General features: G+C 64.9%; 12 protein-coding genes. 6 read left to right on the top strand and 6 right to left on the bottom strand.

What is annotated here, in order from left to right; all coding sequences use genetic code 11:
• Positions 1-13: 13 nt before the first annotated feature.
• On the bottom strand, positions 14-1,678 hold the full coding sequence (locus ACLB1G_RS02930; protein ID WP_491625686.1) for an electron transfer flavoprotein-ubiquinone oxidoreductase: 1,665 nt from the start codon (positions 1,676-1,678) through the stop codon (positions 14-16).
• Positions 1,679-1,865: 187 nt separating this feature from the next.
• On the opposite strand from ACLB1G_RS02930, the gene ACLB1G_RS02925 reads away from it, so the two are divergent.
• On the top strand, positions 1,866-2,642 hold the full coding sequence (locus ACLB1G_RS02925) for an SDR family oxidoreductase (protein WP_491625685.1): 777 nt from the start codon (positions 1,866-1,868) through the stop codon (positions 2,640-2,642).
• A gap of 315 nt (positions 2,643-2,957) precedes the next feature.
• Here ACLB1G_RS02925 and ACLB1G_RS02920 read toward each other — a convergent pair whose 3' ends face one another.
• On the bottom strand, positions 2,958-3,515 hold the full coding sequence (locus ACLB1G_RS02920) for a LuxR C-terminal-related transcriptional regulator (RefSeq protein WP_491625684.1): 558 nt from the start codon (positions 3,513-3,515) through the stop codon (positions 2,958-2,960).
• 121 nt (positions 3,516-3,636) lie between these two features.
• Between ACLB1G_RS02920 and ACLB1G_RS02915 the strand changes: the two genes are divergently transcribed.
• Positions 3,637-4,338, top strand: a complete 702-nt coding sequence (locus tag ACLB1G_RS02915) for a CoA transferase subunit A (RefSeq protein WP_491625683.1) — start codon at positions 3,637-3,639, stop codon at positions 4,336-4,338.
• A gap of 15 nt (positions 4,339-4,353) precedes the next feature.
• The gene (locus ACLB1G_RS02910; protein WP_491625682.1) at positions 4,354-5,004 is read left to right on the top strand and encodes a CoA transferase subunit B; all 651 of its coding nucleotides are present in this window, start codon (positions 4,354-4,356) and stop codon (positions 5,002-5,004) included.
• A gap of 104 nt (positions 5,005-5,108) precedes the next feature.
• Here ACLB1G_RS02910 and ACLB1G_RS02905 read toward each other — a convergent pair whose 3' ends face one another.
• Positions 5,109-5,636, bottom strand: a complete 528-nt coding sequence (locus ACLB1G_RS02905; protein ID WP_491625681.1) for a PEP-CTERM sorting domain-containing protein — start codon at positions 5,634-5,636, stop codon at positions 5,109-5,111.
• 198 nt (positions 5,637-5,834) lie between these two features.
• Positions 5,835-7,145 carry a dicarboxylate/amino acid:cation symporter gene (locus ACLB1G_RS02900; protein WP_491625680.1) on the bottom strand — a complete coding sequence of 437 codons (1,311 nt, stop codon included), beginning with the start codon at positions 7,143-7,145 and terminating at the stop codon, positions 5,835-5,837.
• A gap of 285 nt (positions 7,146-7,430) precedes the next feature.
• On the opposite strand from ACLB1G_RS02900, the gene ACLB1G_RS02895 reads away from it, so the two are divergent.
• Genes ACLB1G_RS02895 through ACLB1G_RS02885 form a run of 3 tightly spaced genes read left to right on the top strand, consistent with a single transcriptional unit; the run spans position 7,431 to position 10,960 of the window.
• Positions 7,431-8,312, top strand: coding sequence for an alpha/beta fold hydrolase (locus ACLB1G_RS02895; protein ID WP_491625679.1), 882 nt, complete (start codon positions 7,431-7,433; stop codon positions 8,310-8,312).
• 40 nt (positions 8,313-8,352) lie between these two features.
• Positions 8,353-8,703, top strand: coding sequence for a RidA family protein (locus ACLB1G_RS02890; RefSeq protein WP_491625678.1), 351 nt, complete (start codon positions 8,353-8,355; stop codon positions 8,701-8,703).
• Between the two features lie 7 nt (positions 8,704-8,710).
• Complete coding sequence (locus ACLB1G_RS02885) at positions 8,711-10,960, top strand: RelA/SpoT family protein (RefSeq protein ID WP_491625677.1); 2,250 nt, start codon at positions 8,711-8,713, stop codon at positions 10,958-10,960.
• Between the two features lie 133 nt (positions 10,961-11,093).
• Here ACLB1G_RS02885 and ACLB1G_RS02880 read toward each other — a convergent pair whose 3' ends face one another.
• On the bottom strand, positions 11,094-13,256 hold the full coding sequence (locus tag ACLB1G_RS02880; RefSeq protein ID WP_491625676.1) for a hypothetical protein: 2,163 nt from the start codon (positions 13,254-13,256) through the stop codon (positions 11,094-11,096).
• An 11-nt stretch (positions 13,257-13,267) separates the two neighbouring features.
• The gene (locus ACLB1G_RS02875; RefSeq protein WP_491625675.1) at positions 13,268-14,194 is read right to left on the bottom strand and encodes a cation diffusion facilitator family transporter; all 927 of its coding nucleotides are present in this window, start codon (positions 14,192-14,194) and stop codon (positions 13,268-13,270) included.
• Positions 14,195-14,334 lie beyond the last annotated feature (140 nt).

Genomic DNA, 14,334 nt, shown 5'->3' with positions numbered 1-14,334 from the left:
CCTGGTGCCGGTGTTACATATTCGGATAGTTCGGCCCGCCGCCGCCTTCCGGCGTCACCCATACGATGTTCTGGGTCGGATCCTTGATATCGCAGGTCTTGCAGTGCACGCAGTTCTGGGCATTGATCTGCAGGCGGTCGGCGCCCTCGTCGGTCTTGACGAATTCGTACACGCCGGCCGGGCAGTAGCGCGACTCGGGACCGGCGTACTGCTTGAGGTTGACGTCCACCGGCACGCTGGGGTTCTTCAGCGTGAGGTGGACGGGCTGGTCTTCGGCGTGGTTGGTGTTGGAAATGAACACCGAGGACAAACGGTCGAAGGTCAGCTTGCCATCCGGCTTGGGATAGACGATGGGCTGGAACTGTGAGGCCGGCTTCAGGCACTCGTGGTCGGCGTGGCTGTGGTGCAGGGTCCACGGCGCCTTGCCTCGGAACACGATCTGGTCTATGCCGGTCATGATGGAACCGATGATCAGGCCCTTGTTCAGCCACGGCTTCACATTGCGCGCCACGTGCAGTTCCTCGTGCAGCCAGGATTGCTCGAAGGCGGCCGGGAAGGCGGCCAGCTCATCGTGCTGGCGGCCTGCGCCCAGCGCCTCGACGGCCGCCTGGGCCGCCAGCATGCCGGTCTTGATGGCAGCGTGAGAGCCCTTGATGCGGCTCATGTTGAGGAAGCCGGCGTCGCAGCCGATCAGGGCTCCGCCCGGGAACACCAGCTTGGGCAGCGACTGCAGGCCGCCGGCCGTAATCGCGCGGGCGCCGTAGGAAATGCGCTTGGCGCCTTCGAAGAAGGTGCGGATTTCCGGGTGGGTCTTGTAGCGCTGGAATTCCTCGTAGGGCGACAGGTAAGGATTCTCGTAGTTCAGGCCAACCACATAGCCCACCGCCACCTGGTTGTTTTCCAGGTGATACAGGAAGGAGCCGCCATAGGTCTTGGTGTCCAGCGGCCAGCCGGTGGTGTGGATCACCAGGCCGGGCTGGTGCTTGGCCGGATCGATTTCCCACAGTTCCTTGATGCCGATGCCGTAGGATTGCGGGTCCTTGCCCTTGTCCAGGTTGAATTTGGCGATCAGCTGCTTGCCCAGGTGGCCGCGCGAGCCTTCCGCGAACAGCGTGTACTTGCCGTGCAGTTCCATGCCGAGCTGGAAGTCGGGGCCGGGTTCGCCGTCGCGCTTGACGCCCATGTTGCCGGTGGCGATGCCCTTGACCGAGCCATCCTCGTTGTACAGCACTTCGGCGGCGGCGAAGCCGGGGAAGATTTCCACGCCCAGCGCTTCGGCCTGCTGGCCCAGCCAGCGCACCACGTTGCCCAGCGAGATCACATAGTTGCCGTGGTTTTCAAAGCAGGCCGGCAGCGCGAAGGCGGGCGTCTTGTAAGCCTTGGTCTCGGTCAGGAACATCACGCGGTCTTCGGTCACCGGGGTGTTCAGTGGCGCGCCCTTGTCCTTCCAGTCGGGGATCAGCTCGGTGAGCGCCTTGGGGTCCATCACGGCGCCGGACAGGGTGTGGGCGCCCAGCTCGCCGCCTTTTTCCAGCACCACCACCGAGGTGTCCGGGGACAGCTGCTTGATCTTGATCGCCGCCGACAAGCCCGCCGGGCCGCCGCCGACGATGACGACGTCATACTCCATCGCATCGCGCGGGCCGTACTGTTCTACGAGGTTTTGAGGCTGTGTCATGGTCTTGTTGTAGTTGGAGTGTAGGGATAGGGAATGACAGGTAAAAATTTTAGCACGAGTGTGCTTCTTTTTCCCTTGAAATGCAATGTGGGCGCCATTTTGAGGGACATTATTAGATGCTGCAATCTAATACAGGTTTTTTGTGTAATGATGTCGTCTATATCAACACGATTTACAGGAGCAGTCCGTGGGCATAGAAGTCAACTTTGAAGGCAAGATCGCAATGGTGACGGGCGCATCCAGCGGATTGGGAGCGCGCTTCGCCAAGGTGCTGGCCCAGGCCGGCTGCCAGGTGGTGCTGGCCTCGCGCCGCACCGAGCGCCTCAAGGAGCTGCGCGCCGAGATCGAGGCCGATGGCGGCGCCGCGCACGTGGTCAGCCTGGACGTCACCGACCTGGCCAGCATCAAGGCCGCCATCGCCCATGCCGAGACCGAGGCCGGGCCAATTGATATCCTGATCAATAATTCCGGCGTCTCGGCCACCCAGCGCCTGATCGACGTCACGCCAGAGGATTATTCCTTCGTGATGGACACCAATTTGCGCGGCGCCTTCTTCATGGCGCAGCAGACCGCCAAGCGCATGATCGCGCGCGCCAAGGGCGACCCGAAGAAGCAGCACCGCATCATCAACATCGCCTCGGTGGCGGGGCTGCGGGTCATGTCGCAGATCGGCGTGTACTGCATGAGCAAGGCCGGCGTGGTGCAGATGACCAAGGCCATGGCGGTGGAGTGGGGCAAGTACGGCATCAACACCAACGCCATTTGCCCCGGCTACATCTCGACCGAGATCAACGAGGAGTATTTCGCCAGCGAGCAGGGCCAGCGCCTGATCGAGATGCTGCCGCGCAAGCGCCCCGGCAAGCCGGAAGACCTGGATGGCTTGCTGTTGCTGCTGGCGGGTGAGGATGCCAACTTTATTAACGGCGCGATTATCTCGGCCGACGACGGCATGACCGCCGCGTGAGGCCGCCGCAGCGCGGCCAGGGCGTCGTTGCCGCGCCTCGGCGTGCAGGTGCACTGTCTTCGGCGCGGGCGCCTAGCCCCGACCGCGCTGCGACGGCCTCATCTGGTCAGCGCCGCAGCGCGGCCAGGGCGTCGTTGCAGCGCCTCGCCGTGCAGGTGCACTGTCTTCGGCGCGGGCGCCTAGCCCTGACCGCGCTGCGACGGCCTCATCTGGTCAGCGCCGCAGCGCGGCCAGGACGTCGTTGCAGCGCCTCGCCGTGCAGGTGCACTGTCTTCGGCGCCGGCGCCTGGCCCTGACCGCGCTGCGACGGCCTCGCTAAAGCTGCACCCCCACGAGCTTGTGCACCAGCTCGGAAGAAGTGGAGGCGGAAAATTTCCGCATCAGCCTGGCCCGGTGCATTTCCACCGTGCGCGGGCTGAGGTCGATCTGGCGCGCGATGGTCTTGCTGGTCTTGCCCTCGACCAGCAGGGCGGCAATCTCGCGCTCGCGCGGGGTCAGCTCGGCCGTGACGGGGCGCTTTTCGCTGACGTCCTCGAAGGTCCAGATGCCGGCCCCCAGCGGGGCGTCGTGGCGCAGCGCATGGCCGGTGACGTGGCACCAGAACAGTTCGCCGTCGGCGCGGCGCATGATGCGCTCGTCGGAATAGCGGCCCCGGGCGTTCATGATGGGAATGATGCGGTCGCCCGTGCGCAGGAATTCATCCATGGTGGGATACAGCACGGCGAAGGACAGGCCATCGAGTTCGGCGCGCGGATAGCCGAACATGGCGGCCAGCGCCTCGTTGCAGCTCAGGATGACACGGTTTTCCGACACGCACATGCCCACCGGGGCATGCAGGAAGATCGCTTGGTAGTCGATGGGTGCTGCGGTCATCTGGTAGTTCTACCGTATTGAGGTTTAGGTGGGCGTATTTTATGCTGACGAGCTGCCCTGGTAGCATTTTTAACCATGTTGCCCGGGCTTTTTGCAACAAGAACACTCATAAGGGACGCGTATGAATAAAATTTATCCTGATGCCGCCGCCGCACTGGCAGGCATCGTGCAAGATGGCCAGACCATCGCCGTGGGCGGGTTTGGCCTGTGCGGCATTCCGGAAGCCCTGATCGCCGCGCTGCGCGACTCGGGCGTCACCGGCCTGACCGCCATCTCCAACAATGCAGGCGTGGACGGCTTCGGTCTGGGCCAGCTGCTGGAAACGCGCCAGATCAAGAAGATGATCGCCTCCTACGTGGGCGAGAACAAGGAGTTCGCGCGCCAGTACCTGGCCGGCGAGCTGGAGCTGGAATTCACCCCCCAGGGCACCCTGGCCGAGAAGCTGCGCGCCGGCGGGGCCGGCATTCCCGCCTTCTTCACCAAGACCGGTGTCGGCACCGTCGTGGCCGAAGGCAAGGAGGTGCGCGAATTCGATGGCGAGCAGTATGTGATGGAACGCAGTCTGGTCGCCGACGTGGCCTTGGTCAAGGCCTGGAAAGCGGATAAAGCAGGTAATTTGATCTTCCGCAAAACGGCGCGTAATTTCAACCCGAATGCCGCCATGGCCGGCAAGATCACCGTGGTGGAAGTGGAGGAACTGGTCGAGACCGGCTCCATTGATCCGGACGCCGTGCACCTGCCCAGCATTTTCGTGCATCGCATCGTGCTCAACGCCACGCCGGAAAAACGCATCGAACAACGCACCGTGCGCGCCGCGCAATAAGACCAGGAGATAGCAATGGCATGGACTCGTGATGAAATGGCCGCGCGCGCGGCCAAGGAACTGCAGGACGGATACTACGTCAACCTGGGCATAGGCTTGCCCACCCTGGTGGCCAACTATGTGCCGCAGGATATCGAAGTATTTTTGCAGTCGGAAAACGGCTTGCTGGGCATAGGCCCGTTCCCTACCGAGGATGAGGTTGACGCCGACCTGATCAACGCGGGCAAGCAGACCGTGACGGCGCTGCCCGGCTCGGCCTATTTCAGCTCGGCCGACTCCTTCGGCATGATACGCGGCGGTAAGATCAACCTGGCCATCCTGGGCGCCATGCAGGTATCCGAGCATGGCGACCTGGCCAACTGGATGATACCCGGCAAAATGGTCAAGGGCATGGGCGGCGCCATGGACCTGGTGGCCGGCGTCAAGCGGGTGGTGGTGCTGATGGAGCACGTGGCCACCGCCAAGGACGGCAGCACCTCGCACAAGCTGCTGCCCAAGTGCGACCTGCCGCTGACCGGCGTGGGCGTGGTGGACCTGGTGATCACCGACCTGGGCGTGATGGAAGTGACTTCGTCCGGCCTGAAGGTGACTGAACTGGCCCCTGGCGTGAGCAAGGAGCAGATCCAGGCCGCCACCGGCGTCGAGCTGGATTTCTCCGCGCTCTAAGCGGCTGACCCGGCTGGCAACATGGCGCGCCGTGGCGCGCCATGTTTTTTACCGGCCCATGAAAAACGGCGCCGCAGCGCCGTTTGCATGAGGTGGTGTGGCCGTCAGGCGCGGTCGCCGGTCTTGCGGCGGCGGGCGAGACCCGCCAGCAAGCCCATGCCACCCATCAGCATGGCGTACGTGGCGGGTTCCGGTACCGGGGCGGCAGACAGGGTCCAGCTGCCGTTGGCCACGTTACCGCCATAGGAATTGATGCCATCGTTGATGCCGGCCGTAGCCGAATTACCCACTGCGTAGTAGGACACGGAATAGCCACGGACGCTGCTGAACATGAAATTGTTGGCGCTGCCGTCCACCGACGCGACGGCTTGCCCTGCGCCACCAATCGAGGCGAAATTGTCCAGGTAGCTGCCGCCGTCCAGGGCGACGCCGTCGATCGAGGCCTTGATATTGGTCAGGTTTTGGACCAGGCCGTTAACGGCCGCATCGGCGTCGAAGCTGCCGGTGACGGAGGCGGTCTGGCCGCTGAAGGCGTTCACGGTGTACGAGAAGGTGTAGCTTACGGCATTTGCGGCGAAGGATGCCGCAGTGAGGGCGCAGGCGACAGCTGCTTTGCTAAAAAAGTTGGTCATGATTTCCTACACGTAGAAGGCTTGTTGATTGATTGATCTCCAATGATCAGAACTTTAACATAAAAACATCAGCTTATTTGTAAAGATTTTGTAAATGAGCAAAGAAAAATGTATAAAGTTGAACAGAATAAACCCTTCTTTCAATAAAAAAAGCCCCGCACGGGTTGCGCGGGGCTGATTGAAAAGTGAGGCAAATGATCAGTGGCCGTGCGCCTGTGGCGCGAGGGGCAGCAGGTCGGGGTCTGTCACGGTGGAGCCGGGATGGGCCAGTTCGGCCTTCAGCGTATCGTGGTTCAGCTCTTTTTCCCAATTGGACACCACCACGGCGGCCACGCCGTTGCCGATGAAGTTAGTCAGGGCGCGGCATTCGCTCATGAAGCGGTCTATACCCAGGATCAGCGCCATGCCGGCCACCGGGATGTCCGGCACCACGTGCAGGGTGGCGGCCAGGGTGATGAAGCCGGCGCCGGTGATGCCCGATGCGCCTTTCGAGGTCAGCATGGCCACGCCGAGGATGGTCAGCTCCTGCAGCAGGGTCAGTTCGGTGTTGGTGGCCTGGGCCACGAACAGGGCCGCCATGGTCATGTAGATATTGGTGCCGTCCAGGTTGAACGAATAGCCGGTCGGGACCACCAGGCCCACCACGGATTTCGAGCAGCCGAGGCGCTCCAGCTTGGTCATCAGCGAGGGCAGCGCCGATTCCGACGAGCTGGTGCCCAGCACGATCAGCAGTTCTTCCTTGATGTACAGGATGAAGCGGCCGATGGAAAAGCCGGTGAGCTTGGCCACGGTGCCCAGCACCACGATCACGAAGATGGCGCAGGTGGCGTAGAAGCAGCCCATCAGGGTGGCCAGCGGCAGCAGCGACTTGATGCCGTATTTGCCGATGGTGAAGGCCATGGCGCCGAAGGCGCCGATCGGGGCCACCTTCATGATGATGCCGACCACGCCGAAGATGGCGGCCGATGCTTCATCGATCAGCTTGACCAGCGGGCGGGCGCGCTCGCCCAGCAGCGACATGGAAAAGCCGAACAGCACGGCGATCAGCAGCACCTGCAGGATGTCGCCCTTGGCGAAGGCGTCGACCACCGTGTTCGGGATGATGTTCATCAGGAAATCGGTGGTGGTCTGGGCGTGGGCCTTGGTGGTGTACTGCTCGATGGACTTGGCGTCCAGGGTGGCGGCGGTGGCGTTGAAGCCGTCGCCGGGGCGCACCAGGTTGGCCACGAACAGGCCGATCACCAGCGCGAAGGTGGAAATCACTTCGAAGTACAGCAGGGCCTTGCCGCCCACACGGCCGATTTTCTTCACGTCCTGCATGCCGGCGATGCCGGACACCACGGTGCAGAAGATCACCGGCGCGATGATCATCTTGATCAGCTTGATGAAGCCGTCGCCGAGCGGCTTCATGGCGACCCCGCTCTCGGGGTAGAACATGCCCAGTGCGATGCCGCAGGCGATGGCGAACAGTACCTGGACGTACAGGACTTTATAGAATGGCTTATTCACGGGGTCTCCTCGTGTTCGGTATGAGGCGCCCATGATGCCAAGCCCGGCCAGTTATCACCATTGTGGAAAGCCGCAAATCACGGCCGGTGATATCTTCCATGGGTAAGGGATTACACGTACCGGCGGCCGGGACCCCTCGCTTGCCATGGTGTCCTCGGGAGTTGGAACAAGGGGGGCTAAAGACCTGCGCCACATAGGTGTAGGATTTTCAGCGCAGTGCCCGGTAAAATGGCGTATGTGCCCATCATTACATAAAGATATCGTTCTTCGGAGAGGAAAGCCGGCATGCTCGAAGCAAAAATAAAGTCCGTACAATGCATCTCGCTGGCTGGCCTGCACCAGATGTCCTACAAGGAGTGGGGTGAGGAGGACAATCCGGACGTGCTGCTGTGCGTGCATGGCGTGACCCGGGTCGGCGACGACTTCGACCACCTGGCGCGAGCCATGGCCGACCGCTACCGCGTGGTGTGCCCTGACATCGTCGGGCGCGGCCGTTCCGGCAAGCTGCGCAATCCCGAGCTGTACCGCATCCCGCAGTATGTGAGCGACATGGTGACCCTGCTGGCGCGGGTGCTGATCCCCGGCCGGCGCCAGACCGTGGACTGGTTCGGCACCTCCATGGGCGGCTTGATCGGCCTGGGACTGGCCTCGATACCGGACAATCCCATCAGCAAACTGGTGCTCAACGATATCGGTCCGGTGCTCGATCCGGACGCGCTGCGCCGCATCGGCGACTACGTGGGCCAGGACCTGCGCTTCGACAGTTTCGAGGCCGGCGCCAGGTTCGTGCGCGACGTGTCGCTCCCCTTCGGCCCCCACACGGACGCCGAGTGGCACAAATTGGCCAGTGATGTTTTGCGCCAGGATAAGGATGGCAAATGGGTGCGCCATTACGATATGGGATTGGCCCAGCCCTTCCGCTCGGCCACGCCGGCATCAGTGGCGGCCGACGAGGCCGCGCTGTGGCAGGCCTATGACGCCATCCGCTGCCCGACCCTGCTGGTGCGCGGCGCCGATTCCGACCTGCTGTCGCGCGAGACCGCGCTGGACATGACCCAGCGCGGCCCGCGCGCCACGCTGGTGGAAATTCCCGGCGTGGGCCATGCGCCCACCTTCATCCATGAGGACCAGATTGCCATCGCCCGCAAGTTTTTGCTGGGCGAGTAACTCCGGTGAATAACAGAAAAGAATAGAGAAGAACACGAGTATGGAAATCAAACGACTGCATGTGGGCAAGCGCCTGTCCGAAGTGGCGATACATAACGGCACCGTCTACCTGGCCGGCCAGATCCCCGAGGACACGGCCCAGGACATCCGTGGCCAGACCCGCGAAGTGCTGGGCCATATCGACCGCCTGCTGGCCGAGGCGGGCAGCGACAAGAGCTGCATCCTGAGCTGCCAGATCTATATCGCCGACATGCAGCACTTCCCCGGCATGAACGAGGAATGGGATGCCTGGGTGGCGCAGGGCCATACGCCCCCGCGCGCCACGGTGGAGGCCAGGCTGGCCGATCCAGCCGTGCTGGTCGAGATCGTGATTGTTGCCGCGCAGCGCTAGGACCGCCATGGTATCGATCTCCTCAGTGGGCAGCGCCGCTTCCGAGCAGCTGACCCAAGGGCTGAGTCCGGAAGATTGCGCGCGCGTGCTGGGCGCGCTGGAATACGCCAGCGCGGCCTATGGCGACAAGGCCGGCACCAGCGGCCAGCCGGCGCTGGAATTCGCGCTGGGCGTGGCCAGCACCCTGGCCTTCCTCAACACGGACGCGGAAACCCGCATTGCCGGCCTGGTGTTCGAACTGACCCTGCTGGACCCGGCCCAGGCGCCGCTGATCGAGCCGCGCTTCGGCCAGGCGGTCAGCGACCTGGTGGCCGGCGTGCGCCAGCTGATACGCCTGCGCGAGCTGACCCAGACCAATCCGGCGGCCCCGGCCGGGCGCGGGCGCAATGCGGCCCAGGCCGCCATGGCCCAGGTGGAGACCCTGCGCAAGATGCTGCTGGCCATGGCGTCGGACATGCGGGTGGTGCTGGTGCGCCTGTCGTCCTGCGTCACCACCTTGCGCTATTTCGCCGACCTCAAGCTGTACAACGAGATGACCGCCGCTTATGGCCGCGAGACCCTGGACCTGTACGCGCCGCTGGCCAACCGCCTGGGGATCTGGCAGCTCAAGTGGGAGCTGGAGGATTTGTCGTTCCGCTTCATCGAGCCGGACGCCTACAAGCGCATCGCCAAGATGCTGGAAGAAAAGCGCATGATGCGCGAAAGCTTCGTCACTTCCGCCATCGAACGCCTCAAATCGGAAATGGCGGCGGCCGGCATCGCGGCCGAGGTGTTCGGCCGGCCCAAGCACATCTACAGCATCTGGAGCAAGATGAAGGGCAAGGAGCTGGACTTCACCGACCTGTACGACGTGCGCGCCTTCCGCGTGATCGTGGCCGACGTGAAGACCTGCTACACGGTGCTGGGCGTGGTGCACAACATCTGGACCCCGATACCCAAGGAATTCGACGACTATATCTCGCGCCCCAAGCCGAACGGCTACCAGTCGCTGCACACGGTGGTGACGGCCGAGGATGGCCGTCCGCTGGAAGTGCAGATACGTACCCAGGAAATGCACAACTTCGCCGAGTACGGCGTGGCCGCCCATTGGCGCTACAAGGAGGAGGGCGGTTCCAACTTCCAGGGCCAGAAGTACGACGAGAAAATCGCCTGGCTGCGCCAGCTGCTGGCCTGGAAGACCGACGTGGCCGACGCCGTGGTCGGGCAGGAGCAGGAACAGCGCGAGTGGGTGGAAAAGCTCAAGGCCGCAGCCCTGGACGACCGCATCTTCGTGCTGACGCCGCAGGCGCGCGTGATCGAGCTGCCGGTGGGCGCCACGCCGATCGACTTCGCCTACCATTTGCACAGCGACGTCGGCCACCGCTGCCGCGGCGCCCGCGTGGATGGCGTGATGGTGCCGCTCAACACCCCGCTGAAGAATGGCCAGACCTGCGAGATCATCACGGCCAAGGGCGCGCCCGGCACGGCCGGCCCCTCGCGCGACTGGCTCAACAACGACTACACGGTGGCCACCCGCACCCGTTCCAAGATCCGCGCCTGGTTCCACGCCATCGACATGGAGGAAACCCTGTCGCATGGCCGCGCCCTGGTGGAGAAAACCCTGCAGCGCGAGGGCAAGACCGCCGTCAACCTGGAAGCCTTGGCCAACAAGGTCGGCTTCGCCAAGGTGGACGAGCTGTTCCTGGCGGTCGGCAAGGACGAGTTCAGCCTGCGCCACATCGAGCATGCGCTGCACGACAGCGGTGAGCCGGAACCGGTCGAGGATGCTGTCCTGGTCGGCAAGAGCCGCGCCTCCAGCGTGGAGCAGGGCGCCAAGTCCGGCGTGCTGGTGGTGGGCACGGACGGCCTGATGACGGCGCTGGCCAAGTGCTGCAAGCCGGCGCCGCCGGACCCCATCGTCGGCTTCGTCACGCGCGGCAAGGGCGTGTCCATTCACCGCCTGAGCTGCAAGAACTTCGCCGAAATGCGCGCCAAGGCCCCCGAGCGCGTGATCGTCACGGAATGGGGCCGCACCGGTTCCGATACCGTGTACCCGGTCGACATCTTCATCCTGGCCAATGACCGCCAGGGCCTGCTGCGCGATATCTCCGAGATTTTCTCGCGCGAGAAAATCAACGTCATCGGGGTCAACACGCAAAGCGCGAGAGGCTACGCGCGCATGACCTTCACGGCCGAGATCGGCGCCACGGCCCAGCTGCAGCGCGCCTTGTCGGCCATTGCCGAGGTGGGCGGGGTGCAGGAGGCGCGCCGCGCTTGAAGCGGAACAGGCCAGTCGCGCGCCGTTCGCCACGGCGCGGCGGCATGGCGGCCGCGCCGCGTTGGCCGTAAGTGCTCGGCCTGGGCGCCGTGGCGTGCAGCCCGGCTGCCCCGGCCCAGCTTGGGATGCCAGTTCAGATGATCTCGCACTGTGCCAGCCGCGCCAGCAGCTCGCGCTGCCGGGCTAAAGGCAGGGCCATGGCCAGGATGACGGCCCGCAGCTCGTCGCGCTGGTAGCGGCTCATGGGGCGCTGCATGCGCTGCTCGATGGCCGGCAGCAGCGGCCGGGCGCGCGCGCCCAGCTTCGTCAATTCCCGCAGCGGATAGTCGGCGCTGCTGCTGTCATTGATGGCGGCGGCGATGGCGTCCATGGCGTCGTGGCCGCCGTCCGTGACGGCGACCAGCGCGCTGTAGGCGCGCGTTCGCACATAATCTCCCGGCGGACGGCGCATCTGTTCAATCAGCTGCGGCGTGGCGCCGCTGGCGGCCGGGCCCATCGCGGCCAGCGCGTCGATGGCGGAAGCGCTGCCTTGCTGCACGGCCTGCTGCAGCAGGCGCAGCGCGTCCTGTGCGTGCACCGGCCCGGCTACGCCGGCATAGGCAATCGCGGCGGTCTCCAGCAATTCCTTCTGGCTGGCGCTGCGCAGCAAGAATGCCTGCACCCGGCTGTCTCCGGGCGCGATCTTGGCCAGCGCCGGGATCAGATCGCGCGCCTGTTCCGGCGAGCTTTCAGCGGCGGCCAGTAGCGCTGTGGTATGGGCCGACGCAGCCGGCCCCAGTCTGGAGAGCAGGCCTGCTGCGCTGCGGCGCCAGGCCGGATCGCTGCCGCCGGCCAGTTGCACCAGTGGTGGCAGCGACGGCAGCAGCAGGCCTTGCACCCGCGCCGGTGTGGCGCGCCAGATGCGGCTTTGCTGCGTCATGAGTTCCAGTGTGCGCCCGACGGTGTCGCGCTGGTCCGACAGCAGGCCGGTGCGGCTCAGCTGCGCCAATTGTGCGTCGATCGCGGCCACGGTGGGCGAGTGCGCCGCGAGATAGCCGAGCGCCGCCTGTGCGCACAGCTGGTCGTCGGCCTCGCCGTCCAGCGCGTAGCGCATCAGGCCATCGGCGGCGGCGCGGCGGGCCGCTTCCGTTGCGGATGGTACCCGCGCCAGCCAGATATCCATATGGCAGGCGGTGGCCCGTATGCGCAGGCGTTCGCCGCTGTCCAGCGCTTCCTGCAGCACACTGGGCGCGGTGCAGGCGCCGCCTCCCAGTTCGATGCGGATGGCGGGGGTCGGCTGCAGGCGGTCCTCCACCTCCAGCAAGCCGGCCCAGCCGCGCAGCAGCACGGCTGCGGTGGGACGGGCGCAACTGGCATACAGTTGTTCGCGGCCATCGCCCAGGTTGGTTGCGCCGAAAGGACGGGTGTCGCACAACGACGTTTTATAACCGAGGTCGGTGTAGTCTTCTGCGTCAGCCGCGTCAGCCGCGTCGGCAGGGCGCGATTCCGAGAAATAGCTGACACCCTGGCGATATGGCGCCAGTGCGTCCGGCAGCAGGTAGCGCGCTGTTTGCGCCATGGCGGGGATGCTGGTCACGCATGATGCGTTGGCGCTGACCGGCAGCAGCCGGCGTAGCGGCTCACCCTCGGCCGCCAGCTGGTAGCGCAGGGCGCCCGTGTCGAGTGGCGCGCTGTCGATGGTGACGGCCAGCGGTGCGACGTCCCGGCCGTTCAGCGGGCGCGGGTAGGCGATGGTGTAGCGGGCGCCCGGCTGGAATCCGCCCACCGGGCCGACGCGCACCAGCCGCTGGGCTGCCCGCAGCGGCTCGCTGATGTCCAGCAGCTGGCCGCTGTCAAGCAAGGCCTGCAGTGCAGGCCGCTGCTCGGCTGGTTGCGCCAGGAAGGCGGTTAGGTCGGACTGGCGGCGGAAGCGGTAGGCCTTGGCGCCACCGCCCGGACCGCCGTCGCCTTGAGGATGGTCGCCGTGAATACGGTCGCCACGTGACAAGTCGGGCCAGGACAGCTCGCCGGGCACGGGCGCACCATCCGGTCCCTGGATGCTGAACCAATCGGCCTGCACGGCCTGCGGGTCGCCGTCGTAAATGGCGGCCGTGGCGTAGCTGGCGATCGCGTGCGCCGCAGGAGGCGGCATGAACAGCACGCCGCGCGCGTTGGACGGCAGGTGCGTCAGGTTGCGGTGCACGAAGCCGGATGGATCGCGATAGATGCAGGAGCAGGCCATCGCCGCTTCGAGGTGCAGCAGGGTAAGCAGGAAGGCAAGCAGGAAGGCTGCCGGCCGCAGGCAGCGTAGGCGCATGGCGCTGCTCCTCATCCGTGCTGCGCTGGCGTGACTTCCGCCTGCAGCGTGATGTGGTCGATGCCGTGCTTTTCCAGCAGCATGGCCTTGATGCCGTGCAGGATCTCGGGCCAGCGTTCCAGTTCGGTGATCTCCACGTGGCCGATCAGGGCCGGTTCGCCAGGCGACATGTCCCATACGTGCAGATCGTGTACCGAGCACACCCCGGGGATCTGTTCCAGGTCGGCGCCCACCTGCAGGTAGTCGATCTGTTCCGGCACCCCGCCCATCAGGAAGTGATACGACTCATGCAGGACGGCGACGGTGGACTTGAGCATCAGCGCCGCCACGAACAGTGACAGCAGCGGGTCGATCTGCATCCAGCCCGTGTAGTGGATGATGGCGCCGGCCGCCAGCGCCGCCACCGATCCGAGCAGATCGCCCATCACGTTGACCAGCGCCGCCCGTGTATTCATGTTGTCATGGCCGCGCGACAGCATCCAGGCCAGCAGCACGTTGATGGCCAGGCCGATGGCCGCCACCACGAACACGGTGCCGCCCGCCACCTGTTCCGGCTGCGAAAAGCGCTGGATCGCTTCATAGACGATCCAGGCGATCAGCAGCAGCAGGGCCAGCGAGTTCACGAAAGCCGCCAGCGCCTCGGCGCGGCCGAAGCCGAAGGAGTGGCGCGGCGAGGGAGGGCGCTTGCCCACCAGCTGGGCCAGCAGGGCCAGGCCCAGGGCCGCCGCGTCGGTCACCATGTGGCCGGCGTCCGAGATCAGGGCCAGCGATTGCGCCATGAAGCCGGTCACCACCTCGACCACGGCAAAGCCCAGGGTCAGCAGCAGGGCCCACAGCAGCACCCGTGGACTGCGGTGGGTGTTGTAATGGACGTGCTTGGCGTCATCGGCGCGGTGCGCGTGCAAATGGGCGGATTCGGGGCTGGCGGGGACGGACATGGGCAGGCGGGAAGTTGCAATGACTACAGTGTAATGTAAGCACCGGCCGCGCGCGCGGCGGCTTCATAGTGCGTTCGGACAATATTTCACTTTCCAGCCCTTGTTTTTGTACGGGCGGCTCTCTATAATGCTGGTCTTCG

It is taken from the genome of Duganella kummerowiae (assembly GCF_053572355.1).
Note: the sequence above shows the minus strand (reverse complement) of the source record. Positions and strands in the feature narration are given on the sequence as shown.

Excerpts from the sequence above, each read along its gene's own strand:
- ACLB1G_RS02885 (WP_491625677.1), top strand. The coding sequence starts at position 8,711 with ATGGTATCGATCTCCTCAGTGGGCAGCGCCGCTTCCGAGCAGCTGACC.
- ACLB1G_RS02920 (WP_491625684.1), bottom strand. The coding sequence starts at position 3,515 with ATGACCGCAGCACCCATCGACTACCAAGCGATCTTCCTGCATGCCCCG.
- ACLB1G_RS02915 (WP_491625683.1), top strand. The coding sequence starts at position 3,637 with ATGAATAAAATTTATCCTGATGCCGCCGCCGCACTGGCAGGCATCGTG.
- ACLB1G_RS02895 (WP_491625679.1), top strand. The coding sequence starts at position 7,431 with ATGCTCGAAGCAAAAATAAAGTCCGTACAATGCATCTCGCTGGCTGGC.
- ACLB1G_RS02875 (WP_491625675.1), bottom strand. The coding sequence starts at position 14,194 with ATGTCCGTCCCCGCCAGCCCCGAATCCGCCCATTTGCACGCGCACCGC.
- ACLB1G_RS02880 (WP_491625676.1), bottom strand. The coding sequence starts at position 13,256 with ATGCGCCTACGCTGCCTGCGGCCGGCAGCCTTCCTGCTTGCCTTCCTG.
- ACLB1G_RS02905 (WP_491625681.1), bottom strand. The coding sequence starts at position 5,636 with ATGACCAACTTTTTTAGCAAAGCAGCTGTCGCCTGCGCCCTCACTGCG.
- ACLB1G_RS02910 (WP_491625682.1), top strand. The coding sequence starts at position 4,354 with ATGGCATGGACTCGTGATGAAATGGCCGCGCGCGCGGCCAAGGAACTG.
- ACLB1G_RS02930 (WP_491625686.1), bottom strand. The coding sequence starts at position 1,678 with ATGACACAGCCTCAAAACCTCGTAGAACAGTACGGCCCGCGCGATGCG.
- ACLB1G_RS02890 (WP_491625678.1), top strand. The coding sequence starts at position 8,353 with ATGGAAATCAAACGACTGCATGTGGGCAAGCGCCTGTCCGAAGTGGCG.